The 25,117-nt window shown below is 47.3% G+C and carries 19 protein-coding genes; 4 read left to right on the forward strand and 15 right to left on the reverse strand.

What is annotated here, in order from left to right:
- Nucleotides 1–274: 274 nt before the first annotated feature.
- From Q0V21_RS22865 to Q0V21_RS22915, 11 genes are all read right to left on the reverse strand, one after another.
- Nucleotides 275–757, reverse strand: a complete 483-nt coding sequence (locus tag Q0V21_RS22865) for a hypothetical protein (RefSeq protein WP_301880756.1) — start codon at nt 755–757, stop codon at nt 275–277.
- A 65-nt stretch (nt 758–822) separates the two neighbouring features.
- Nucleotides 823–1,305, reverse strand: a complete 483-nt coding sequence (locus tag Q0V21_RS22870) for a hypothetical protein (protein ID WP_079349957.1) — start codon at nt 1,303–1,305, stop codon at nt 823–825.
- Between the two features lie 313 nt (nt 1,306–1,618).
- Nucleotides 1,619–2,431: a hypothetical protein gene (locus Q0V21_RS22875; RefSeq protein WP_301880757.1), complete on the reverse strand. Its 813-nt coding sequence runs from the start codon at nt 2,429–2,431 to the stop codon at nt 1,619–1,621.
- Entirely contained in the window at nt 2,431–3,657 is a 1,227-nt protein-coding gene (locus Q0V21_RS22880) for a WXG100 family type VII secretion target (protein WP_301880758.1), read from the reverse strand. The genes Q0V21_RS22875 and Q0V21_RS22880 overlap by 1 nt, the downstream gene beginning before the upstream one ends.
- Before the next feature lie 253 nt (nt 3,658–3,910).
- Nucleotides 3,911–4,195: a DUF4183 domain-containing protein gene (locus Q0V21_RS22885; protein ID WP_301249277.1), complete on the reverse strand. Its 285-nt coding sequence runs from the start codon at nt 4,193–4,195 to the stop codon at nt 3,911–3,913.
- Between the two features lie 82 nt (nt 4,196–4,277).
- The gene (locus tag Q0V21_RS22890; RefSeq protein ID WP_301880759.1) at nt 4,278–4,922 is read right to left on the reverse strand and encodes a DUF4183 domain-containing protein; all 645 of its coding nucleotides are present in this window, start codon (nt 4,920–4,922) and stop codon (nt 4,278–4,280) included.
- A gap of 1,196 nt (nt 4,923–6,118) precedes the next feature.
- Nucleotides 6,119–6,283, reverse strand: coding sequence for a PadR family transcriptional regulator (locus tag Q0V21_RS22895; protein WP_301880760.1), 165 nt, complete (start codon nt 6,281–6,283; stop codon nt 6,119–6,121).
- 178 nt (nt 6,284–6,461) lie between these two features.
- The gene (dctA, locus tag Q0V21_RS22900) at nt 6,462–7,766 is read right to left on the reverse strand and encodes a C4-dicarboxylate transporter DctA (protein ID WP_301880761.1); all 1,305 of its coding nucleotides are present in this window, start codon (nt 7,764–7,766) and stop codon (nt 6,462–6,464) included.
- A gap of 25 nt (nt 7,767–7,791) precedes the next feature.
- The gene (locus tag Q0V21_RS22905) at nt 7,792–9,225 is read right to left on the reverse strand and encodes an NAD-dependent malic enzyme (protein ID WP_079349962.1); all 1,434 of its coding nucleotides are present in this window, start codon (nt 9,223–9,225) and stop codon (nt 7,792–7,794) included.
- Between the two features lie 252 nt (nt 9,226–9,477).
- Entirely contained in the window at nt 9,478–10,194 is a 717-nt protein-coding gene (locus tag Q0V21_RS22910; RefSeq protein WP_079349963.1) for a response regulator, read from the reverse strand.
- On the reverse strand, nt 10,154–11,791 hold the full coding sequence (locus tag Q0V21_RS22915) for an ATP-binding protein (RefSeq protein WP_301880762.1): 1,638 nt from the start codon (nt 11,789–11,791) through the stop codon (nt 10,154–10,156). The genes Q0V21_RS22910 and Q0V21_RS22915 overlap by 41 nt, the downstream gene beginning before the upstream one ends.
- Before the next feature lie 113 nt (nt 11,792–11,904).
- Between Q0V21_RS22915 and Q0V21_RS22920 the strand changes: the two genes are divergently transcribed.
- Nucleotides 11,905–13,038, forward strand: coding sequence for a DctP family TRAP transporter solute-binding subunit (locus Q0V21_RS22920; RefSeq protein WP_301880763.1), 1,134 nt, complete (start codon nt 11,905–11,907; stop codon nt 13,036–13,038).
- A 142-nt stretch (nt 13,039–13,180) separates the two neighbouring features.
- Here the strand turns inward: Q0V21_RS22920 and Q0V21_RS22925 are convergent, their stop codons facing one another.
- The gene (locus Q0V21_RS22925; RefSeq protein ID WP_301880764.1) at nt 13,181–13,654 is read right to left on the reverse strand and encodes a DUF4362 domain-containing protein; all 474 of its coding nucleotides are present in this window, start codon (nt 13,652–13,654) and stop codon (nt 13,181–13,183) included.
- Between the two features lie 197 nt (nt 13,655–13,851).
- Here Q0V21_RS22925 and Q0V21_RS22930 point away from each other — a divergent pair, with 197 nt between their 5' ends.
- Entirely contained in the window at nt 13,852–15,420 is a 1,569-nt protein-coding gene (locus Q0V21_RS22930; RefSeq protein WP_301880765.1) for a stalk domain-containing protein, read from the forward strand.
- A gap of 122 nt (nt 15,421–15,542) precedes the next feature.
- On the opposite strand, the gene Q0V21_RS22935 is transcribed toward Q0V21_RS22930, so the two are convergent.
- Nucleotides 15,543–19,052 carry a glycoside hydrolase family 2 TIM barrel-domain containing protein gene (locus Q0V21_RS22935; protein WP_301880766.1) on the reverse strand — a complete coding sequence of 1,170 codons (3,510 nt, stop codon included), beginning with the start codon at nt 19,050–19,052 and terminating at the stop codon, nt 15,543–15,545.
- Between the two features lie 404 nt (nt 19,053–19,456).
- On the opposite strand from Q0V21_RS22935, the gene Q0V21_RS22940 reads away from it, so the two are divergent.
- Together Q0V21_RS22940 and Q0V21_RS22945 are read left to right on the forward strand one after the other, a co-directional pair.
- Nucleotides 19,457–20,035 carry a hypothetical protein gene (locus tag Q0V21_RS22940; RefSeq protein WP_301880767.1) on the forward strand — a complete coding sequence of 193 codons (579 nt, stop codon included), beginning with the start codon at nt 19,457–19,459 and terminating at the stop codon, nt 20,033–20,035.
- A 255-nt stretch (nt 20,036–20,290) separates the two neighbouring features.
- On the forward strand, nt 20,291–22,060 hold the full coding sequence (locus Q0V21_RS22945) for an alpha-glycosidase (protein WP_301880768.1): 1,770 nt from the start codon (nt 20,291–20,293) through the stop codon (nt 22,058–22,060).
- 236 nt (nt 22,061–22,296) lie between these two features.
- On the opposite strand, the gene Q0V21_RS22950 is transcribed toward Q0V21_RS22945, so the two are convergent.
- Both Q0V21_RS22950 and Q0V21_RS22955 read right to left on the reverse strand, forming a co-directional pair.
- Nucleotides 22,297–23,703 carry an ANL family adenylate-forming protein gene (locus tag Q0V21_RS22950; RefSeq protein WP_301880769.1) on the reverse strand — a complete coding sequence of 469 codons (1,407 nt, stop codon included), beginning with the start codon at nt 23,701–23,703 and terminating at the stop codon, nt 22,297–22,299.
- On the reverse strand, nt 23,700–25,115 hold the full coding sequence (locus Q0V21_RS22955; protein WP_301880770.1) for a cysteine peptidase family C39 domain-containing protein: 1,416 nt from the start codon (nt 25,113–25,115) through the stop codon (nt 23,700–23,702). The genes Q0V21_RS22950 and Q0V21_RS22955 overlap by 4 nt, the downstream gene beginning before the upstream one ends.
- Nucleotides 25,116–25,117 lie beyond the last annotated feature (2 nt).

Here is a 25,117-nt window from a genome sequence, read left to right on the forward strand (position 1 = left end):
TTTCCATCATTCTGCCCCTCGCCTCATACTCAAATTAGTACCATTCGGTGAAACAGCTCTTATTTCAGCCATATTAAAATCTACTGCAGTGGCTATATCTTCAAGACTGAAAGGCCCGTTAGTTGGATGGTTATGAGTAAACGCCATCACCAAGGGAATCATATTAAACGCAACTAACCTTGAATCAGACTATGTAAATAAGCCCGTTCCAACTTAGTAACTAAGTTGGAATAGGCTGTTTAATATTTCTCTACGTGTTACCTGTTAATATTCTTTAAGATGGCGGATTCTTATAACACCAATCCGGGTCGTACGGTAGAACCTTTAATTTTTTCATATCCTCCCAACTGTAAACCCAGTCATAGTCTGCTACCCAAAAATAATCATCAGGATTTAACTTAAGGTAGTGGTATATAAACTCAAAAACAAGTTCCTGAACACCATATATTTCTTCTATGCAACCCACCTGAAAAAGATCTCTGTCTGCTTCTAGTCCAACGTCGTCATTATAGTAAAATTCCAATCCCGGATTATCGGTTGCATCCACGTAGAAGATAAACGAATAGTTATTTTCTTTCACTAATTTATGGCTTATGTTCATGGTAGTTGAGAGAAAATGACCATCTGTTGAATAATTTTTACTATTGTGAAAGTTGAGCATAGCATCTGCATTAAAAGCTGCAACTATAGAATCTGACAATAACTTTTCAGTTGTATATTTTTTTCGATCCATTAATATAAACGCGGAAGTTCCCACTATTTTAATACTCCTTGCCGATGTTTAATCCCTATTAATACCCCGTTGTTTTTAAATGTATAAAACTAGACAATCTTTTCACTGCACCACTTAGAGTCATACGGCATCTGACTTAATTTTAGAATATCCTCAGCCGTGTAGTACCATTCGGCATCATCAAACCATAAATAATCCTCGCCGTTATCTTTAAAATACTCTACAACGAATCTAAAGATAAACTTGTACTCATGATTTATATTTTCAATATCTAAAGCCCAGAAGTAATTTTCGTCTTGAGTAAGCCAAGTGAAACTATCAATTGAGTCTTCTTCTACTTGATTAACATTAAATGTGAAATACTTTAAGTTGTCTTTATTATCTATGCTTTTAAAAGTAGATCCATCAACTTCTGATAGAGTCCCTTCAACAGATATAAAGAGATCATCACGGTATTTATCTTTTATCAAGATGCAAAACATATTCGCTTTTTGCGCTGCTTTCTTAAAATCCTCAATGGCTTTTTCAGGTGAATACTTTTCTAACTTTTTTAGGAAAATGACAGAACTCATCTCAAACAGCCCTCTTGCAATTCTTCTTGATTAGATATTTAATGAAATACCTGAAATATATTTTCTTAGTTTATTTAGTCACTACACTCATAAAATATAGATCCTCTAACCTATATAAACAAACATCTTCCTCTTCTACATAAACACCAGTTGAAAAGGGATCTATCCATTTTAAATTTAATACTTCAACAGCGGGTTTCCAGCAATCCTTAAAAAAAGATTCTGTTGCAACTGGAACAAAAAAACTCTTTTCAAAATCATTTTGTGGTTCAAGTATTTCATTTTTTTCTATTTAAATGATTTTAGAACATACTTATCGATCATTATCATTATTTTGGCCTTGGTAACTAACAAATCCCTCCTTTATATGTACTTTGAGTATTCTTGAATCCACTTTATCAAGATGCCACCACCAACTGTTAATAGGTAAATCTCTATTCTCATCCCCAGCAGTTATCAATAATTTTTCATCATCTATAACCAATAATCTCAAAATCAACTCATCTACATGATTTATCTTTTCTTTAAGAGACTTATTTAAAGATTGAACTTTTAGATCGTCTCTCATCTCAAAAAGGTTCCTAAATAAATCTAAGTATTGCAACTCCTCTCCATCCCATCCACCGTCTTCTTCAATACACTCTATTCCACCGACAAACTCTTCGTTTAAACATTGGATAATACCTTCGATTATTTCATCATTAATTAGTCTAGAGTCATAAAATTGTTGAGTGTTTTTAAATTTCAGATTCTCTATCTCATCATTAACAAATAATCCACTATCACCATGATATATAAACACATCTTTGCTTTTATCAAGGATTGAGTAAATCTCTTTACAAAAAGATAACGCTAAAAAGGCAGCATTCCGATCCTTGCTAGGTTGAATAAATAATGCAGTTTTCAGATTAGTATTTTTAACCTTATCCTTAGAAATATCAAACCACATATTCCTTATCTCATCATTATCTTTAAGAATATAATAGTTAACCCATATCCAACTGTTGGATCTTTCTATTCCCCAAGAGGATATTTGATCTTTGGCACCAAACTCAGACAGCACACTGTTTAATTTCTCAATACTAAGTTCTTCTTCCATGTACATTACTATATTGGATTGTGACATTATCTTTTGTCTCCTTTTAGGGTATTAATTAATTCCTCTGGAGATGTTACAATTTGAACACCAATTGAACTTATATTTTTTGCTTTCACAGTATCAATACCATTTGGGGCATATAGAATAACTCCTTTATGTTCAGGATTTATATGTGGCTGCTTAACATCGCCTTCAAAGTATTTATAAAAATCACTTATTGATTTTGATTTACCCCCAGTAGCATTGAAACATTCAATAATATAATTCGATGTCCCCAGATCAATTTCCCCTATCCTACCACCTAATTCCTTAGCATTATAAGTTGTACCAGCCTCTGTTATTTTTATTTTATTATCAAGTAATAACTTAGCAGTATTTGCTTCCAGTCTAAAACCTTCCCTACCGGATTTTGATCCTTCTTTTAAATTTTTCAGAATCTTTTTTAATGTGTCCTCACTGGCAAGTCCTGAACTTATAAGCTCATCGGAATTCACTCCAATGTACTCAGATATCTTTTTTTGTTGGATCTCAGTAAGTTTTAAATTTTCGTTATACTTAAAAATCCCACCTGACTTCGACTTGCCTCTACCCGATCCTCCCAGATCGCTATGTTTATTCTCCACCGAACGAAGCGCCTTGCCAACAAAGGCATAGGCCAATACCTGCCCCATTACAGAACCACTATAGTACCCGGCCCCACTCTCATCCACCTGTTTCTTCTGCTCATCCACAAATTGACCTACATCAGACCTGGCTGTTCCGTTTCCCCAGGCTGCATCCCAAGCAAACTTAATACCTCGCCCAACATCGACCACTCTGCCCAAGGTCATAGCATAGGCCACACTGGCGACCGTGCCGAATGGATCATAGAAGAGCGCCTCTGCTGTCTGTCCAATTCCAGTTACGGTCTCTCCAACCGACTTGTCGAGCAGTCCAACACCGAAATTTCGTTTCAATTCTTCAGGTATATATATAGCAACCTCACCCGAACCATCCGCTGTCCTGAAATTTCTTGCAATAAAGGTAAACTCATTCTGGATTTTATCTAATAGACCCAGTGTAGCAGGGAAGACTTCTTTTACCTGCATAAAATCCCAAAAGAAACGTTCCCCTGTCACACCAGACCACTCCGATTGCAACAGGTAGATTGCTTTTTCAAGCTCTCGGACCATTCGCTCCAGTTCCAGCTTCTTTTGCTGAACCAACCGAGCTTTTTCCTCTAATACATCGGGATGTACCTCGATTCGCTGCATTCCGTCTTCACCGCCAACCTGACCGTAGTATATGTACCTAAATTTTAACAAGTCAGAACGGGGATTGGAATCAAACAGAGGATTCATTTTCTCAAAGGTTATCCGGTAATTAGGCAACATCCCTTAGGCAGCTATTTTGCGCATTAGTGCATACTTCCCTTAGAGTCGACTTTTGCCTTGTACAAAAAAAGAACGACTTCTATCTGCGATAGAAGTCGAACAAGGTAATGATGCAGCATGATTCAGGCAAGCATTAAGACACGACGAATTGTACGACAACTGGAATTCCAGCATTCAGTGCGTCTCCACCGGGAATCGTAATTGTAGTGGTTGTAACGGTGGAAGTATCTGCTGTCTGCATAATGCCGTTAATATAAAGATTGTAATAATTGAACGTGCCTGGAAATGCCGTTGCAGCTGTACCCGCGTCGCTTGTAAAAGCAGTCGCAGCAATCGCAAACGTTGCTCCAGTACCCGTTCCATCGCCAATGGTTGCAGCAAATCTTAAACTGTTCTGAAATGGTGTCACAAGTGGCATGTTTCTCACCTCCTACCTGACATAGTATATGTGGTAGATTCATAAGTAGTGAAGGCATAGTCATGAGGAGGTTTGACCAATTTTAACCATTTATTACATGCGCCGTTAGTTGAATGATCTCCAGAATGATCGGCGTTTCTGCAAAGAGCACACCACCTTGTGAAGGGAAAAACAGCATAACCTTACTTACGTCATATGAGTTACCTGGCTGTACGATCCCGTTGATATAAAGATTGTAAATACTGGTAAGTCCTATTCCTGCAAATTCGGATACACTCCGACCATCGTCATTCACGAATTCCCCCACGGGGATCGTAACCGAGTCCGATAAATTAAGATCGGTGTCTGGAAAATAGAAGTAACGGTTTACCGTAGGAATGATCTCAATTCCGGGTATGCTGCCCGGCGGACCTTGCTCGCCCTGAGGACCAGCGGGGCCTTGCGCTCCGGGCACACCCGGTTCACCTTGCTCGCCCTGAGGGCCAGCAGGACCTTGCGCTCCGGGCACGCCCGGGTCGCCTCGCTCTCCCTGAGGGCCGATGGGGCCCTGCGCTCCGGACACACCGGGTCCGCCTTGCTCGCCGTGAGAGCCAGCGGGGCCTTGCGCTCCAGGTAGACCGGGCTGGCCTGGTTCGCCGCGCGGACCGACGAGGCCTTGGGCACCTTGCTCCCCCACTAGACCTTGCATTCCGGGCGGTCCGACCGTCTCCGGTTCATGTTGTCTCATCGGAGCGAGCCGGGACCCAGGCTCCGGAAATACCGGGTTGACGCCAATCCCCCTCGGCAAAGCAATGATTTTTTTGCCACAGACTACTTTCAGTTGTCTAATTGGACGCTTCGGTCGGAGGGAGCGACGCTTTCTCCGACAGGGTTTACGGATAATATGGCACTTCCTGCGTTTTCCCGGGGACTTGTTTCTGCATTTCGATATTGAACGTCTGGATCTTAATCGTTTAGGCGTAGCTATCCTCTTTTTCAGATACTTCAAAATAGTCACTCCCTTAGGCCGATGCACACAGTGTGTATGCCCTATATATATGTCATTAGCACATTCGGAGAGTGTGCTAATGACTATGATGGAAGCCCAATAAAAATGAGGCAAGAGCCTCTGCCATAGTCCATACCTCAATTCGCTGCATCCCATCTTTACCATCAACCTGAACGGAGGATATATCCCTATGTTGAAATAAGTTAGCAGAGTGATTGGAATCAACCGGAGGATTCATTTGATCATAGGTAATCTGATAGATGTGCAACATCCTTTTAGATACCTGATTTGTGCATCAGTGCATGTTCAATTCCCCGCATACTCGTCTATGAAGTGGAAATTAACTTCCTTTTTGCCATCAACTTCCCCCACACCTTGAATAACACATACATTAATGCACCTATAAGCAAATCATCCCTATCTCCATCAAACGCTGCACATTGCCTTCCATGAATACACCGTATCCCTGAGTTACCGAGGAACTGAACCGGTCAGACGTAAAAAATGCATAATAAAGACTGAACATCGGCATATGAACCAATGCATACAAAGCGGAAAAGACAAACGGAAGTAGGGAGATATAACGATTTTTACTTATAACGAAAATGACGAGCGCCTGCGCAACCATGAACAAAGCGCTGAATAACGTGAACTCAACCCCGTCAGACGAATGATGCACGCCACTAAAAAATAACTTCTCAAACAGAGTGAACGTAAATCCTCACCCCAATAATGATACATCACATGAAAGTAAGCTTGCAGATATCCTAAAGTGAATAACAGCGGCACAAATAACAAGCAGAGGCGATCCACATGTTTGCGTGTAAACACAATACAGGCGCTTAAATGCACTCACGGTAATTAAAACAATAAGCATAAGCTCGATATATCGGTTATGTACGCCGTATTGATTCGCTATTAGTCACCCACAAGTGTCACGATAAAAAAGGGCATAACTTGCCCTCTTTCAAATCAAACTGTCCGCTGGTCTCGTCATGCACCGTTTTGGAAATTTCATAGCCGTATGCGTCCTGCTTGCTAAGAACAGACAGTACAATGCCATCAATGTAACCTTTAATCATTTCATTTCTCAGCTTCACACACCACCTACTATTTAATTCTATGTAAATAGCATAAAAAACAAATATAGCAAAAATCATTTTTTTCCATTACTTCCGACCGTCTCAACCTCATCTAACCCCAAAAAACAGGACCTCGTAATAAATACGACGTCCTGCTTTGTCATTGCTATACCTAATTGTAAACTCTACTTCTTCATCAGATTGCCACATCCGTATTACTTTCCCCTTTAAGCGAGGGCACTGATCGCGGCTTCAGTTCCTGCTCCTCCAGCGAGGTGAATTCATTCTCGCTTTTCGCGATGACGACTGTAGCTACGCTGTTGCCGACGATATTGGTAATGGCGCGGGCCTCGGACATAAAGCGGTCTACGCCGAGCAGCAGAGCCATGCCTTCAACCGGAATGACGTTGTTCGGAATGGCCGCGAGCGTTGCAGCCAGCGTGACGAACCCGGAACCGGTAACACCTGCAGCGCCTTTGGAGGTCAGCATCAGCACACCGAGCAGCACCAGCACCTGAGTGATCGTCAGCTCAACCCCATACGCCTGGGCAATGAACATAGCCGCCATGGACAAGTAGATCGATGTGCCATCGAGGTTGAAGGAATACCCGGTGGGTACGACCAGACCGACGACCGGCTTGGAGCACCCGAACTTCTCCAGTTTGTTCATAACACGCGGCAAGGCCGACTCGGAAGATGAAGTCCCCAGCACGAGCAGCAGTTCTTCCCGGATAAAGCGCAGCAGCTTGAACAGGCTGAATCCGCTCATTCGCGCAATGAGGCCAAGAACAATAACGATGAACAGGAACATGGTCAAGTAGACCGAGCCCATCATTTTACCGATGGAGAACAGGGAGCCTACACCGAAATTGCCAATCGTGTAAGCCATCGCCCCAAACGCAGCGAACGGAGACACCTTCATAATCATCGCAACAATGCGGAAGAAGATTTCGTTAGCGCTTTCAAGAAAATGGGTCACCGGCTTCGCTTTCTCTCCGATTCCCGCCATAGCAAGACCGAACAGTACGGAGAAGAACAGGACAGGCAGCATATCCCCCCCGGTAAAAGCACCAATGGCATTGTCCGGCACGATGCCGACGAGGAAATCGAGGAAGCCGTGACTGGATTCCGCGGCCTGCTCCTGAAACTTGGCCACTGCATCCGACTTCACTCCCTGTGTGCTCATGCCCTCGCCGGGACGAACCAAATACATAACCGTGACACCGATGGCCATGGCCAGTGTGGTGACAATTTCAAAATACAGCAGCGCTTTGCCGCCAATCCGCCCGATTTTTTTCATATCGCCCATATTGGCAAAGCCAATAACAATGGTCATGAATACGATTGGAGCAATGACCATTTTGATCATTTTGATAAAAATATCACTGATGATCTTCATCTGGCTGGCATATTGCGGGAGCACGATGCCGAATATAATCCCCAGCACAATCGCCGTCAGCACCTGAATGGACAGATTTTTCCACAGCTTCTTCTTTTTCATCGTTACAACCTCCTTGTTCACGCTGTCAGTTCAGCACAGGTACGGCCTTGTCATGCTTTCTGCGAGCTACGCCCGATTCATGTGCCGCGGCAATGACTGCTTCGCTCACCCGCTCAGCAACCGCCTGATTGAACACACTCGGGATAATATAGGTTTCGTTCAGCTCTTCGTCCTTCACAACCGAAGCAATCGCTTTGGCTGCCGCTACTTTCATCTCATCGGTAACACGGGCAGCCCGGCAATCGAGCAATCCCCGGAACATGCCTGGAAAGCACAGTACGTTATTAATCTGGTTCGGATAATCCGATCGACCCGTTGCCATAACCCGCACATAAGGCTCGGCTTCCTCAGGTGAAATCTCCGGTGTGGGGTTCGCCATGGCAAACACAATCGGGTCCGGGGCCATGCGTTTCAGGTCATTCACCTTTAGTACGCCCGGCCCGGAGACACCGATGAATACATCTGCCCCGACAATTACGTCAGCCAGCCTTCCAGCTTCTCCGAACGGATTGGTGTGCTCGGCAAACCATTGCCAGCCCCGATTCTCATAACGTGCCCCGCGCTGGATCGCGCCCTCGCGGTCGACACCAATGATGTTCGTGGCCCCGGCTGCGGCGAGCATTTTGGCGCAGGCGGTTCCGGCAGCGCCCAGACCACAGACAACAATTTTGCAGGCTTCCAGTTGCTTGCCCGTCAGCTTCAATGCGTTCAGAAGGCCCGCCAGCAGTACGACCGCGGTTCCATGCTGATCGTCATGAAAGACAGGAATATCAAGCTCCTCGATCAGCCGCTCTTCAATCTCGAAGCAGCGAGGAGCCGAAATATCCTCCAGATTAATCCCGCCGAACGTTGGGGCGAGCGCTTTGACAATTTTGATAATATCCTCGGTATCCTGCGTATCCAGGCAGATCGGGAACGCGTCCACATTCGCCATTTGTTTGAACAGCATCGCTTTGCCTTCCATCACGGGCATAGCTGCCTCAGGCCCAATATTGCCTAGCCCCAGCACAGCTGAACCGTCAGATACAACAGCTACAGTATTGCGCTTAATGGTAAGCTGGTGAGCCAGCGATGGTTTCTCTGCAATCGCCGTACATACCTGGGCAACGCCAGGCGTATAGACACGGGACAGATCGTTCCGGTTTTTGATCGGATATTTCGGATTCATCTCAATTTTGCCGCCTAGATGCATCAGCATCGTCTGATCCGAGACATGAACGACCCTGACCCCCTCCTGCTTGCCGAGCAATTCCACGATCAGCTCTCTATGCTTGCTATCCGTCACATTTACCGTCAGATCACGCGTTGTGGTCAGCTTGTCGTTCCGAACGACATCAATAGCTATAATATCTCCGCCTGCTTCGCTGATTGCGGTAGCAATTCCCCCGAAGGAGGCCATACCCCGATCCAGCTCCAGGCGTAGAATAATGCTTGTGTTGGTACCTGCCGGAATACTCATCTCATGCCCATCTCCTTTTGTGATCTATATCATTGACAAAATGATATCGCTTACATAAAGAGTTGGGAATAATTTGACCTTTTTGTTCTTTTTGTTTATTTTGGTCTCGCTCGCATCACAAAAAAAAAGAACCGCCACACATGGCGATTCTTGATATCCGAGAAGGTAATTTCCGCTATATATTATATTGTGTGTCTTGTTGCTCCTAACCTTTCCCCTTCCTCATGCTTCGTTGAGCGTTGCCTTTCCCACCTACCGGGGATTGCCCTTGAACTGATAACGATTGATTGGCCTGCCTACACCGCCATACTGCACATCCAGCAAGAGCAGGCCTTGCTTCTGAAGATACTCCAAATATCGGCGTGCCGTTACTCTGGCAAGACCTGTGCCTTCTGCAACCTCCTCCGCCGAGCGGGAACCCGTCTGCTCCTCCATATATAGAACAATCTGACGCAGCGTCATGGCCTGAAGACCTTTAGGCAGATCCTGCTCCTCCGACTTCACTACGGATTCCACTGCCTCCTGTCCATACAGCAAACGGTCCAGCTCGGTCTGTGATAGGGAGATCTCGCCTGTGAGACTGCCCCTCTTGGCCGCATATTGCTCCAATGCCTGCTTGACTCGCTCAAATTGAAAAGGCTTCATAATATAATCCACAGCCCCCAATTGCAGCACCCTGCGAATCGTCTCCAGATCATTAGCGGCCGTAATCGCAATCACGTCGATATTCAGTTCCTCGCTGCGCAGCTGACTAAGCGTGGTCAAGCCGTCCTGCACAGGCATGTACATATCGAGAATCGCTAAGTCTGGCTTCAGCCTGCGCATCAATTCCATGCCTTCCCGTCCGTTGGAGGCTGTTCCGATGACCTGAAATGGCCCTGCCCGCTCCACAAATTGCCTATGAATTTCAAGCACCATCGAATCGTCTTCAATCAGCACGACGGTTGTTGGATTGTTTTTCTTCATCATACCCCTTCTCCCAATCTCGCCACATGGGCAACGTAATCATAATACTCGTGCCTTCGCCTTCTGCGGAGTCAATATCAACCTTGCCGCCAGCCTCATCCACAATACTGTGCACCAGATGCATGCCGATGCCCCGATGATTGCCCTGCTTTGTCGTATAGCCCAGCTCGAACAAGTGCGTCAGGGTCTCCTTGCTCATGCCAAGGCCGTTATCCTCAATCAGCACGGAGCAAACATCTTCATTTTGTTCAATACTAATAAAAACTTCTCTATGTCCATCTGTATTAGATTGCAGCGCATCAAATGCGTTTTCCAGCAGATTACCCAGAACGACCACCATGTCATGATGATCCAACGCAGACGGCAATTCTTCCAGCCAGCTATGGTTGTCCAAACGGACCTCGATGCCCAGCTCCCTTCCACGGCTGATCTTGCCGAGCAGCAAGCCAGCGATACTGTCCACCCGGATGCGCTGATTCACCAGACGCAGCAAGCCCTCCTGCTGCTCGACCACCTCATACAGATAAGCTAGAGCTCGCTGCTCATCCCCCAGCTGAAGCAGTCCGCCAACCGTGTGCAGCTTGTTCATATATTCATGGCTCTGCACCCTCAGCGCCTCCACAAATTCTTTTACCCCGGTCAGCTCCTCGGCCATGCGTGTGACCTCCGTCCGGTCCTGAAAGATCGAGACCGCACCCACCACTTTTCCCTTCACCGTGATCGGAACCCGCGTGCTTACAATATGGGCAGGGCCGACAAAATCCGTATGGTTATAAAGCGGACGGTTGCTCCGAAGTGTGGCTGGCAGTCTTGAATCCGGCAGCACCTCCTGAACGGGACGCCCGATGACATCTCCGGCAACACGCAGCATTTCCTTGGCCTTGTCGTTAAAAATCGTAATCTTTTCCTGGCTGTCAATCGCCACAATACCCTCATGCATCGCCTGAAAGGTGGCCGTCCGTTCAACAAGCAGCCTCGCAATCTCCTCGGGCTCCAGTTCGAACATTCGCCGTTTGATATGGATTGCAAGCAGCCAGGAGCCCCAAATACCGAACAGCAGTGTAAGAAGCGAAATGACATAAATTTCACTCCGCATTCCGTGAATAACGGCACTCAGTGTCGGCAACAGATTGCCGGCAAGCACAACACCCACCTGCTCTCGCTCTGCGTTCATGACTGGCGCAAATGCCCGCAAGGCAATACCTTCCTCCCCCTGAGCCTTCGACAGGTACGTATGCTCGGCAAAGGCGGCCCTTTCATCCATTCCGCCAGAAGAGGTTCCGATCATCCGGTCTGCCGGATGTGTCCAGCGAGTTCCATTCATATCCATAATGACGATGTAGTCCATATGATTCACAATTCGAATACGTTCAGCCAGATCCTGAAGCGTCGGGCGCTTGTCCGTCTTTTCCAGACCTTCCGCCACAGCTGGAAGCTCCGCAACGGTGCGAGCCGTAATCAGCAAACGCTGTCCCAGCTCATCCTCCTTTAACGCAGCAATATGTCCGGTCAAAATAATGCCTCCGATGCAGAGGGCAAACAGCACAATGCCAAACGACAGAATCGTAATCTTTCCTTTAATCCGGAGTCCTTTGCGCACGATGTACCTCCAGTACCTGATTAACAGAATAAGAATTGATACCGCTTGCAACAAATCCTTTAGCGTATGATAAACTATAAACAGCCTGCTGAGCAACCGGAGGGATGCATACTATGAAATCATTTTGGGGGATCGGCCTGTTTGTCATGTTCGGGCTGCTTACAGCGACGGTGATCGGCTTCTATTCCCACTTAACCGCCGAGCCCGTCGTCTACGACTATGAACAAACGGGGTTGCATGAGGATATTGTCATTAAATTCAGTTATGTGGTAGCGGAAAATACACCCAAGGGACAGGCTGCGGAGAAATTCAAGCAACTGGTTGAGCAAAAAACAGGCAAACGCGTTCACGTGGAGCTTTTTCCCAACGGCATGTTATATAACGAAAGCAACGAGATGGAGGCGCTGCAGGACGGCAACGTGCAGATGATTGCCCCAAGCTTCTCCAATATCTCCGAGATTATTCCGCAATGGATGGTGATGGACCTGCCCTTTGCTTTTCCAAACGAACAGGCCGTCATGGCTGCCTTCCAGGGGAAGATTGGAGAAGAGCTTCGGAAATCAGCCGGGGATAACGGCATGATCGCTATGGCCTTCTGGGGAAACGGATTTCGCCAGTTCACCTCCAGTAATTCGGCCATCGTGCATCCGGCAGACGTGCGCAATCTCAAGATGCGCATTCAGCCCAGTCGTGTCATTGAGGAACAGTATCGCATGCTCGGAGCTGCAACGTACACCTTCCCCTTCAATCAGATCTATAAAAATCTGGAGAAAGGGACCGTAGATAGCGAGGAAAATTCAATCTCGAATATCTACTCCAAGCGCCTCTATGAGGTACAGCATCATCTGACGATTACGAACCACAGCTATCTGGGTTACGGCGTATTGATGAACCGGGATTTCTGGGAAGGGCTTCCTGACCCGCTTCAGCAACAGATTGAAAGTGCTATGCAGGAAACGACCGAATGGGCCAATCGCAATGCCGTCGAACTGAATCGGAAGCAGTGGAGCCGTATCCAAACGTCCTCTGCCATGCAGATTATCCAGCTGGATGACTCCACGCTGCAGGAATGGCGAACCGCTTGGGAGCCTTTGTATGATCAGTACAAAACCTCCATTGGAAGCAAGCTGCTCGATGAAGTCAGACGACTTCAGAAGCAATACGGAACGCAGCCCCTCGAATGGATGGACACCGACACCTCTGCGGTCAGTCCTTCTTCCTTTTGGGCTGCGTCAGACCAACAGTAACGTGATACATGGTGCGGGACTCCGACGTTTGGCTATACCTCTCATAAGGAAGCAAAATATTCCTGCAAAGCCTCTTCAGCTTCGCAGGATTTTCTATTATTTACGACCATGATTCGATGCATCACATGTCCTGATCGTTTATTTACAACTTGGGAATAGAAAAGATACTCCCTTCCTTCTCGCACTCAGTTAACACGTAAAAAACACGTCCTTGCTCACTCTTCATTGTACCGATCCCTTTGCAGGTGTTGGTCGTAATCCCCTGTTTGGAGCCATAGGCATCCCTAGAGTTATCATAAGTCGCTTGAATCGCTGAGCCATCGTAAATCAATTCATGGATAATGGCCCCACCTTCAATGGTATACGTCGTCACACGAACCTGATCCTGCTGCTTGTTCTTCACATTCTTCACAAATGTTTTCCACTTATCCTTGTTCCGCATGCCTTGGAGAAGCACAACGACATCCCCGCTTTGCTCCGCTTGCTCAGGGTTATGTGGCTCAGTAATTTCCGGAAATGAATTCAAGATCACTGGAGAATCCACTGTCTGATCATTTGCCTCACAGGCAGTTAACATCATTAACGCTAATGAAAACGTGAGCAGTACTCTTTTCATCCAATCACCTCATGTTTACGACGCTAACGGGTCCCTACATGTTACCTATGTGCTGTTAGTAATAACTTAAACACACTCAGTACGGATCTTCAATATAAAGGAAATTTTATCATTTGTATGTAACTTCAACTCTCCATAAAGTGTTTATATAGCAATGCATTATTCACATCCATCTCATCCGAAAAAGAGGCGATACCATGCGTTCGGTTAACCCATTTGATGATACAGCAAAAGAAAAACGACACTCCACTTCACGCTTGAATCATAGACCCACGGGTAAAAGTAAATCAGCACGACGATTCGCCATTGCAATGGCTGCCGCATTAGTTGCATCAAGCCTGCTGATTGAGCTGACAGCTGTGCCAACTACTCATGCAACTACTAACCTACAGCATTCCGCCAGTAACACTTCTGTTCAATCGAATGCAGCAAACACAGAGAAGAAGCTACATTATACCGCTGTAGAGGGAGCTTATTATTACACAGTCGCCTTGAGAAGTGATGGTTCGGTATGGACCTGGGGCCGTAATCTGTTCGGAGAACTGGGTATAAGCGAAAAGGTCCGATATCGTCATACGTCTAGTCCAATCCGAATACCGGAACTATCCCATGTAATAGCAATTTCAGCCGCTGGCGGTGGGATCAACGCAGCCGTTCAGGCGGATGGAACCGTCTGGGAGTGGGGTGCTGGTAAACTACCCAGCAAAGTCGAAAGCATCCACTCTGCGAAGGATGTGGTGACTGGTACTTTCAACGTCGCCCTTCTCCAGAACGGGACAGTCTGGTCATGGCAGCACCCAGCGGCTCAAGGAAGCGATTCTGATCACTTACGTAAACCGCATGCGATTAGCGGACTGAAAGATGTCATCCAGGTTGGATCCGCAGGTCTGCATGGATATGCTCTGAAGAAAGATGGGTCCGTATGGACGTGGAATGAGCCCGACGAACCCGGTAAAGTCCTGTCCAAACCTACCAAAATAAAAGGCCTGACCAACATATCTTCGATCACAAGTTCAGATACATCCCTGCTTGCACTGGATAAGAAAGGGAAAGTTTGGGGTTTGGACGATACAGGGAAAGCGATCGCTTTTGATTACGACTTCAAGGTGAAGAAGATGGATGGAAATTCACAATATAGGTTATTACTCACGACATCTGGTGAGGTGTACAGCTACGGAAGGACCGTTGCTGGCAAAGAAGGAAAAGTAAACCATCTATCCGGCATTACTGATATTTCAGCAGGATATTACCACAGTCTTGCCTTATCCTCGGATGGAACCGTCTGGGGCTGGGGAAGTGATAAGTACGAGGAAGCGGGGGCACCTGCAACATCATCAGGAGGCATGGTCTACAAACCCGTTCAAGCCAAGATGGGTACAGATGTATTTCTGAACGGTGAGCTGTTCCAGTCCATGTATGCGGCTGTCGAAACGCCTAAGACCGTGCAACTGCCAATCAAAGCCATCGCCGCAGCACTCGGAGCAGAATTTGAGGTTCATCAGTTGAAAGGTAGTCTGGACCACTATACGTTGATATATGACAATCGGACAATCACAATCCGCCCTAACGAAACAAAGTATGTTTTAACTTCCGCAGATGCGTCTGGGGAGCAAGTCATGCAGCTACCTGAACCCATAAATAATTACTCGGGAGCAACCACAGTGCCTTTTGAGGTATTGCGTGGTTTGGGATTGAACGTGTCCTGGGATTCAGAGAAAGCTATGCTGACCATCGACGATGCTGATAAGAAAGATTCAGGGAGCTAAACAAGCCGCTTAACATACAAAAAAATCCCCTTCAAGTAAACGTCTTGTTCTTGATGAACACCGTTTACTTGAAGAGGATGGATATAAATCATCTCTATCCCTGAACTACTATATCCGGACTCCTACTTCTCGAACCGGAACCAGCCAAAGTCAAACTGACTACCCGGCAAGAAAATAAAGGTTACCTTCTGCATACCTTTAACCTGCTCAAGCTCAAACACCCGCTCCTCATATCCTTCGGACTGTGTGAACTCGACCAGTTGATTGCTCTGTCCGTCCTCACCTGCAAAACGGATATGAATCGTGTTTTTATCAATCGGCGAACGGCCATAGATCACGAGCTTCGATGTGCCTTCTGCGGTGAAGTCCATGTTTTCAAACTCCAGCGACACATTGTTCCCGATCCCCTCAACATGATCGCCCTCGATCTTGAATGTATCTCCATAGAGATGATCGCATGATGCCGCCGTATTCTGCTCGAATGCGCGGCTTTGGCGCTCAAACGTGAAGCCTTTGATATGAATCTTCTGCTTCAGTACAAAACAGATCGACGTAATCCCGCTTAGCCGCTTGGACAGCTGATACGTCTCTTCCTGATACACATTCCATCTGGATTCTTTGTCGTACACCACATCTGCCAGCAGTGTGCTTCCCTCTTCATCCGGCATGCCTTCCCAGATCTGAATGAAGTACTCCTCACTGGACAGCGCAAAGATTGGAATCGTAATGGTGTCAGAGCCGTACGGCCCGAAGTCGATATTGCGGAAGCCCACATGTGTCTCCCCATCCCGGCTTGTCGCTACCCCGCGTTCATTGCCGTTGCCGACATCCCCTTTGGTGTAATCGTAGAGTCCGCCAGTAATGAAGCCGTATGGATCTTTGTAAGCCGTGCCCAGACCCGTTGCTTTGAACTCCAGTTGGGAAATCAGTTTCGTTTTATCGGTACCGTTACTGCTCGTCGCACGAAGTCGGAATTCACCATCCCCCAGCGCCATGACCTTCACTGCATGTTGACTCTCTCCATCCACGTCCGCTTCCGCATGAATCACTTCGACCTTGGCAATGTTGGATTCAATACCTGCATCGTTCACCACCGCCCACTCGATATCCCGGTAGGATGTGTTCTCCGGATACAACTTGGCGCTCACCGTCATCTGCTGTTTCGATGGATCGAATAGCTGCCCATCTTCGCTGATGATCTCGATTTTCCGTAAAGGAATCTCCTGCGCGCGTCCCGTCAACACCGGACGTTCCGTATTACTCATGAGTACAGTTTGTTCCTGACCTGCAGTAGCCCCGGAATCACCGAAGGTAAGAACTCCTGCGCCTTCAACAGCTCTCGATTCGAACTCGGCAGCTGCACTTTCCAATCCTTCCGAAGTCACCTCAATCTTCACCGTTCCCGATTCGTTCGTTGCCCCGATGATTGCCATCAGCTTACCGCTGAACAATCTTCTGCTCAGTCCTTTGTATGGATCATAGTCCGTGCTATCGCCATTATCCAGACCAAGCAGACGGCCTGCACCTGTTACTTGGACCTGCACACGGTTGTTTGCATTTTGCACAGGATTGCCTGCTTCATCTTCCACTTGAATTTCCACGAAAATCAGATCTGTGCCATCCGCTTGCAACTGCTCCCGATCGGCTTGCAGGCGAACCTTCTTCGCATCTGTAAAGGATCTTTGCACATCCGTTGCAATAACGTTGCCGTTTTCATCATAAGCGATGGCTTTCAACTCACCCTCTTCATACGGCACTTTCCACCAGCCTGCCAGCTGAGTTCCCTTTGCATGGTCGATATCATACGTGCCGATCGTCTTGCCATTCAGCTGCAATTCAATCTTCGGCGCATTACTGCACACGCGTACATCGATCAGCTGACCAGGGCTGAAATCCCAGTATGGGAACAGGTGAACCATCGGATTTTTCTTGTAATCCGTCCAGGCTGCTTGGTAGATATAGTAGGAATCTTTCGGGAACGTTGCTGTATCCAGCTGTCCAAAATATGAATTCTTCGTATGATATGGTGTCGGCTCTCCGATATAATCGAATCCGGTCCACAAGAACTGCCCCAATGAATACGGAGTATCCCGTTCTGCCAAAATGCAATATTCTGCCGACTTCGCGCCCCAGCTTGTCGTGCTGTTACCCAAAGCCGAGCACTGCTCGTCATCATCCGCCAGAATGGATTGCTCAAACGGGAAGTGATAGATCCCACGGCTCTGCACTACAGACGACGTTTCACTACCATAGATAATCCAGTCCGGATGTTCCTCGTGATGCTTGTCGTAGTACTTTTCCGCGTAGTTATAGCCTGCGAGCTTCACGATATCAGCGCATTTTTGCGCGTTTTCCCATGGCATGTAGTTCGAACCAATCGTCACGCCTGCATTCCCTTTTGGGTCAAATTCCAGTACATACTCCATCAGCATGCGAGTCACTTCCTGCCCCCGCTCATCCGCATGGGTATCATAGATTTCGTTCCCGATACTCCACATGATCAGACATGCATGATTACGATCCCGCTTCACCCAGCTCTTCACATCGGTATGTGCCCATTCCGGGAAAAATCTCGCATAGTCGTAAGGAGTTTTGGCTCTCTCCCACATGTCGAACGCTTCCGAAACAATCAGCATGCCCATTTCATCCGCAAGCTCCATGAACTCTTTGGCAGGCATGTTATGAGCGGTCCGGATGGCATTGACGCCCATTTCCTTCAACAACCCAAATCTTCTGCGCAGCGCCGTCAGGTTAAAAGCAGCCCCAAGCGCCCCAAGATCATGGTGTTCACACACGCCGTTCAGCTTCATCTTGACCCCATTCAGGTGAAAGCCTTCTTTTGCATCCAGCTTGATATCCCTAAAGCCAATCCGCTGTTTAACGGACTCGATCGTCTCATACCCCTGCTCACCTGTAGCCACTTGCAGCTCCGTTACCAGCTCATACAGATTCGGTTCATCCGGACTCCATAAGTTCGGTTGATCCACTTTCAGCAGTTGGCTGTTGGATTGTATCTCTCCTTGTCCAGCGTCTTTACCCGCTGTAGTCGTAACGTCCGCTTTGCTGGATACGATCTGCTTACCCTGATACCAAATCGTATGCACAAGCTGTGCGTTCTGGTCGAGATTCAGCTCCGTATCCACTTCAACCTGCCAACCTTCTAGCTGCTGCTGAATGGATACATAGGTACCGTCTGTGATGATATGGTTACGATCTCTCGTTTTGAGCCATACATTGCGGTAAATTCCGGCCCCGGAATACCATCTGCTGTTGGGGCTCTGATGCACAACTTTGACTATAATTTCGTTGTCGCCCTCCACCAATGCACTCGTGATCTCATGCTCAAAAGCCGAATAGCCATACTTCCATTCCCCCACAAGCTGCCCGTTCACATATACGGAAGAATCCATGTACACCCCGTCAAAACAAAGCAGAAGCTGCTGCTCCTCCTTCGTATATGGGAATGTCTTGCGGTACCAACCAATGCTGTCCTCATACAGTTCAAGCGTATTATAGATCAGCCAATCATGAGGAAGCTCCACCGGTTCAAACGTTAACCCCGCAGGATCCGTAACCTCCAGCTTACTTTTCGCAAACTGCCATCCATCTGTAAAAAGCCTTTTCTGATTCATCTCAGCTCTCACTTTCTGTGTGTTTTATGATTGCGGTTACAAACAAAAATATACTTCTCACCGAAAACCTTTTCGGAACTATTCTGGTGAGACCATAACCTTCACTCGATTATATCATCTGACCGCTCTCTGTACGTCCATTTTGGGCAGATTTAATTAAAAAAAGATCCCGCTCTCGATTGATTCAAATCGGGACCTTACGAATTCTATTTTTATTCATCTAACTACATTAATCATTCATTAAAAATATGGCACTGCTGTCTGGACTCCTATTCTTCCCTTTTGTTAATTCAAAACAAATTATAGATTCCATGTCTGTCAATCGATTCCTGTAATTTCTTGTCGTGCTATGTTAGATTATCCATTGGAATAATATCACATATATAGATAGGGGAAATTAGAACGTGAAGAAATCATGGGTACTATCAATCATTATGAGTTTTGTTTTGCTCGGCGGGGTATTCACAACTGCAGGGTCGTATGCCGCTGCTGCAGATGACTCAACCACTACATATTCGGAGGACGCCTACTCCGAAGTTGACACAACAGAAGAAGAGCCGGAACTTACAGTCGAGGAAGAGGATTTCCTGAACTACCTGGATCAACTGGATAGCGCAGCGGTATATGAGGAGAAAGCCTTCGATGGTATGGCTGGCAGCTCATATATTACGTCTTCCAATCGCAAGTCCGTTTTCCTGAAATTGACCAATACAGCCATTCCCAACTACACCAAGTATGTATCCAAGCTGAAGCTGATCAAGCCGCAAAATGCGGAACTGCAAAAAATCCATGCCACTTTGATCAAAGGAAGCTATACACAATTGGAAGGATTCCAACTCGCTAAAAAAGCTGTCTCCAAAACAACGGTAAACAGTGCAGTCCTGAAACAAGGTAACGCCAAAATTGATGCAGGCAAGAAAAGCATCGAGAAATATCACAAAGAACTGTCTGCCTATGCCAATAAACTTGGGTATGAATTTTAGTAAATAGACCACCAAAATGTGTGGTGATTTTGAATCATTTTACCCTCACACATGTAGTGGGACACACCATTTGTTCCCAAATAAACAAATTGAGATTTCAGGAAAAAAAAGTGTTTTCTTTTTCCAAATTAGTTCGTATAATAGCACTATAATCAAAAGGCTATGCTGCCGAAAGGTACAACCTCGTAAACATTGGGGTTGTGCCTTTTTTGCGTTTATAGCCGTATGATCCATCCCAACCAAGGAGTGAATGTCATGTTACTTGAAGCTATTTATCATCGTCCCAAAATGAATTGGTCCTACGTATACGACCGTTCGACCATGCACCTGAGACTCCGTTCCAAACGCGGCGATCTGGATGCCGTTATCGCTATTGTCGGGGATAAATATGCCTGGGATCGTACGATCCTCCACCTTCCTATGCGGATCTTTGCCCGTGATGCCCTGTTCGATTATTGGGAAGTGGAAGCGCAACCACCCTACCGCAGATTGCGCTACGGCTTCCAGCTCATCAAGGGAGAGGAATCCGTCTGGATGACCGAACGGGGATTTGAGCAGGCCCTGCCCGATCATCCACTGGAATTTTTTGATTTTCCATTTATGAACCCGGTAGATATCTTTCAACCGCCAGCTTGGGTTAAGGATGCTGTGTTCTATCAGATTTTCCCTGAACGTTTTGCCAATGGTGATCCTTCGATCAGTCCGAAGAACGCAGAGCCCTGGGGCGGTGAACCGACGCCTTTCAATTTTTTCGGGGGTGACCTGCAAGGCGTTCTGGACCATCTCGACCATCTGAGTACGCTTGGCATTAACGCCATTTATTTCTGCCCGGTGTTCCAGGCTACAACCAACCATAAATACAATACCTCAGACTATATGAGGGTCGATCCCCACTTTGGCACCAATGAGAAATTGAAGGAACTGATGGATGCATGCCATGAACGTGGCATACGGGTTGTTCTGGATGCGGTGTTTAATCACTCCGGGAGAGAGTTTCTTCCATTCGTGGATGTGCTTGAGAAAGGGGCCGCTTCCCGTTATGCGGACTGGTTCCATGTCAGAGAGTGGCCGGCGCGTATTGAGGATGGCATTCCCACATACGAAACCTTTGCCTTCGAACCCCTTATGCCCAAACTGAACACGGAGCATCCCGAGGTCAAAGAATATTTGCTGGAGGTGGCCCGCTACTGGATTCAGGATATGGGTATCGACGGCTGGCGGCTGGATGTTGCCAATGAGGTAGACCATCAATTCTGGCGTGAATTCCGGCAAACGGTCAAAACCCTTAATCCGGATGCCTATCTGCTCGGCGAAATCTGGCATGATTCCATCATGTGGTTGCAAGGAGACCAGTTTGATGCGGTTATGAACTACCCATTCACCAATTCCGTCATGGACTATGCCGTGCTCGGCAAGCTCGACGGTCTCGGGTTCGCCAACGAGATTGGCAAACTGCTTGCTGCTTATTCCCAGCCTGTAACCGAGGCAGCTTTCAACCTGCTCGGCAGTCATGACACGCCGCGACTCCTCACCCTATGTGAAGGGGATGTACGCAAAATGAAGCTGGCTGTCATGCTGCTGCTGACGTACCCAGGTGCTCCTTGTATTTACTATGGTGACGAGGTGGGACTCGACGGAGGTTATGATCCAGGTTGCCGCAAATGTATGGAGTGGGACGAACAGAAGCAGAACAAGGATCTGCTCGACTTCTTCACCCAAGCCATTGCCCTGCGTAAACAACACGCTGCATTGCGCGGTGCGGACATCACGATGATTTACGCTGAAGCCGGAGATCCATGCATTGCTATTGGACGCAAGGATCAGGAGACCGGGGAACAATTCGTGCTCGTCCTGAATGCAAGCGAAGAACCCCGCAGTATAGAGTTACCACTACACCAGGGGACTTGGCGTAATGTATTCTCAGCCACAGCTCGGGAAACTCAGCAGAACAAGCTGAAGCTGGACTTGGAAGCGTACGGTTTCTCCCTGCTGCAGCTGGATGTGAAATCACACGTGAAAGCATAACATCTTGCTTCATTCTAAATCCTTCCTCCGATGCGACTCTGGGTACGTCGTATAAAGATATCTCACATTAAATTGTGTAAAGGCTTATCTCTCGTACGAATCACTTCGAATCTGTTCAACAAAAGGGGAACCGTAGATGCGTAAAGCATCATCGGTTCCCCTCTCCAATTACGACTCACTATTTCCCATCCTGCATTGGCATTCATGAGTCACTTCATTTATACGTTCATTCATTCTTACGTCCCTTCCGAATCGTCCTCCATGCTTGCCGCAACCTCATCCCGAACGGAGAAGTTTGGACCGGGATTTCTTATTTTCTTCATTCTTGGGCTTGTTAAGGTTTCATAAGTAACGACGATCTTTTGCGGGATTTTGTATGGTGGCAGCTTGTCTTGGCAAAAGTCCCAGATTTGTCTGCGCAGTTCAGTAAGAGACTGTTCACCTGTAAGTCTGACCGTGGCCTTAACCATCTGCCCCGTAATTCCACTCGGCTCCCCGCTGACGACAGCCGTTTCAATGGAATCCATTTGCTCCAGAACGTTCTCCACTTCCGCAGGATAAACCTTACGTCCGCCTACATTAATGATCTCCGAGCGGCGACCCAAAATGCGAATGTAACCATCCTCCATCTCCGCTTCATCCCCGGTCTGAAGCCAACCATCTTCCGTGAACGGAGATGGAGCGTTCAGATACCCGATCATGGCCGTCTCACTCTGGATCTCAAGCAGCCCGTCTACAATCCGATAACGGACTTCTTCGTCACGCACCGTAAATAGCAATGAACCCGAGTCTTTGGAACGTGTCGGCAAAATGCCAAGCTCAGACATGCCATAAGCCTGCACCGTGCGTACATGCGGGAACTGTCGATTCCATGCTGCAAGCAGCGCCTCTGGCATAACCTCTGACCCATAGGAGACCACTCCGAGACTGGATAGGTCGAATTCCCGATAGATTTCACTAAGGAGCATTAGATTCATGAACGTTGGTGAGACCGGCAGCGCCTGAACGCGATACTTTTCAATGGTTCTGCATACTTCGACGGGTGAGCGATCCGATATGATACATAAACAGCCGCCGCTGGACAGAGATTGCAGCATCGTGTTTAAGCCGCCAATATGGTCAAACATCATGAAAGGAATGGTACAAAGTGGCCGGACTTGCCGCCTGAACCCGTTCAGCAGACGATCCGCGCTGTGAACAGCAGCTTTGCTTCGTCCTGTCGATCCGGAGGAGAAGATCACCAGACCTGCTTTCTTTTCCTGACCGAGCCTTGCCAATATCGGAGATCGACTAACTTGCACGGAGCAGCGTCTGGCTATAGCTTCCCCTTCTGCAACACTCATGCACCATTCTGCCTGAGCGAGCGCTGTATATTCATTCCGTTTAGCCTCAACCAAGTGTCGATCCAGCGGAACCACAATACAATTCCGTTCCAGAAGAGCGATTAATGCCGCTGCGGCATAAGGAGAATAATCCTCTTCAAGCACAACGATTGCCCCTTCAAGCCCTTCTCTGGAAATCCACTGACTAAGGGTCTTCACCTGATCCAATAACCAGCTATAACTATATTGCTCGTCCTTCCATATCAACGCAGGGCGGCTGCCATACACAGCGAACCGTTCCAGAAGGAAAGTGATATTCATCCCTCATCATCCTTCGGGCCATGTTTCAATTGTGCCTCCAAATATTCAACCAGCGATTCCACCGTTCGGTATGGACTTTCGGGCATGGAAGCAGCGGCTATTTCCGCAAGAGTTATCCCTACACCAAACGTATCTTCAACCCCTTGCTCTACAACCGCAAGTAAAGTGACAAGTTCAAGAGAGTCCAGTCTCCCCCGACTTCCATATAGGGGCGCCTGCAAACCACGCTCCAGAGGAATGGACGCGTTATGGTACCGATTAATCTCATCGCAGCTATCCAACACAATCCGCTCAATAACTTCCCGTTGTGAAGGCGCGGGGTTCTCTGCAGTCGATGAGGTCTGTCTGAATCGGTCAGCATGCTGATGTGTCGTCATCAGCGCTTCGTACCAGCGCAATTCGTCCGCCGCCAATTGTTCGATAATATCCGTTAACTGCTCCCGCCATTCAGGGCTTCGTTTCATTCTGGCGATCTGCAGCAGCTTGTGAGCCTGTTCCCAGCGAGCTATCAATGCACCGAATTCCGCAGCATATTGATCATGGGGAGAATCAAGCCATTTGGCGGCCTCTTCCAGCAAATCGCGGAAAAAGTAGCGGCTCCAGCGCATGTCAAACAGGAACGCGGAGATGGCTTTCTCTTTTTCACGATCCACCTCGGCATCCGGGTGCAATCTTTGTAACAATTGTGAAGATACAGCCTTTCCAAAATAATAGCTTCGATCGCCCTGCCAGACCGTTCTGCCCGTGATGAATTCATGGGCTTGGGTCGCCAGCGCAGAACGCATCATGTTCCGGTAACCTTCGGAATCGAGTGTTTCCACCGCACGGATCTCCATCGTGCCATAGGTCCGTAATGTTTCTTTTCGCCGGGCTATTTCCAGCTCAGAGATATTTTTGTTTCCTTTCCAGAACTCCTGGAAATCAGCAGCAGATACAGCTCCCATGTATTTGGAGGGAACAGGATCATAGATATAGAACTGCTCCTCATCCATCCCGTACACAGCCAGCCAATGATCGACCAGATGCAGGCGCGAGCCTTGTTTAACGAGCTTGTGAATATATTCCGGATTTCGATAATCCTCCCCGTAGGGCAAGCAATAACTTGTGCCTGTGACGATCAAAAGGTCCTCATGTTCAAGGCGCTCCCGCATATATGCCTTACCTTGTTCGAAGCTGTCAAATTCCCGTTCTCCAAACACTTCCCACATCGTCTCCCCATAATCCAGCTTATGAAAATAAGGCTTGATCAGGCCACGATCCGAACAGGAAGGCAGACTATACAAGCGGCTGGAAGCCAGCAATCCGAGACTGCTTAATGAGCCCTGACGCTGAAGGATTTCATGAATCAAAGGAAAATTGCAGGGATAATAATACGGAATATCCATCGTTGGTTGAAATGGTTGACTAATCATGG

The sequence above is a fragment of the Paenibacillus sp. 11B genome (genome assembly GCF_030487755.1).
Lineage (GTDB): Bacteria > Bacillota > Bacilli > Paenibacillales > Paenibacillaceae > Paenibacillus > Paenibacillus vandeheii.

Bases quoted from the DNA above. Each gene is read 5' to 3' on its own strand.
- Q0V21_RS22905 (WP_079349962.1), bottom strand. From the start codon at position 9,225: ATGAGTATTCCGGCAGGTACCAACACAAGCATTATTCTACGCCTGGAG.
- Q0V21_RS22920 (WP_301880763.1), top strand. From the start codon at position 11,905: ATGAAATCATTTTGGGGGATCGGCCTGTTTGTCATGTTCGGGCTGCTT.
- Q0V21_RS22885 (WP_301249277.1), bottom strand. From the start codon at position 4,195: ATGCCACTTGTGACACCATTTCAGAACAGTTTAAGATTTGCTGCAACC.
- Q0V21_RS22925 (WP_301880764.1), bottom strand. From the start codon at position 13,654: ATGAAAAGAGTACTGCTCACGTTTTCATTAGCGTTAATGATGTTAACT.
- Q0V21_RS22875 (WP_301880757.1), bottom strand. From the start codon at position 2,431: ATGTCACAATCCAATATAGTAATGTACATGGAAGAAGAACTTAGTATT.
- Q0V21_RS22890 (WP_301880759.1), bottom strand. From the start codon at position 4,922: ATGAGACAACATGAACCGGAGACGGTCGGACCGCCCGGAATGCAAGGT.
- Q0V21_RS22955 (WP_301880770.1), bottom strand. From the start codon at position 25,115: ATGATTAGTCAACCATTTCAACCAACGATGGATATTCCGTATTATTAT.
- Q0V21_RS22935 (WP_301880766.1), bottom strand. From the start codon at position 19,052: ATGAATCAGAAAAGGCTTTTTACAGATGGATGGCAGTTTGCGAAAAGT.
- Q0V21_RS22910 (WP_079349963.1), bottom strand. From the start codon at position 10,194: ATGATGAAGAAAAACAATCCAACAACCGTCGTGCTGATTGAAGACGAT.
- Q0V21_RS22880 (WP_301880758.1), bottom strand. From the start codon at position 3,657: ATGCAGCGAATCGAGGTACATCCCGATGTATTAGAGGAAAAAGCTCGG.
- Q0V21_RS22870 (WP_079349957.1), bottom strand. From the start codon at position 1,305: ATGAGTTCTGTCATTTTCCTAAAAAAGTTAGAAAAGTATTCACCTGAA.
- dctA (WP_301880761.1), bottom strand. From the start codon at position 7,766: ATGAAAAAGAAGAAGCTGTGGAAAAATCTGTCCATTCAGGTGCTGACG.
- Q0V21_RS22950 (WP_301880769.1), bottom strand. From the start codon at position 23,703: ATGAATATCACTTTCCTTCTGGAACGGTTCGCTGTGTATGGCAGCCGC.
- Q0V21_RS22930 (WP_301880765.1), top strand. From the start codon at position 13,852: ATGCGTTCGGTTAACCCATTTGATGATACAGCAAAAGAAAAACGACAC.
- Q0V21_RS22945 (WP_301880768.1), top strand. From the start codon at position 20,291: ATGTTACTTGAAGCTATTTATCATCGTCCCAAAATGAATTGGTCCTAC.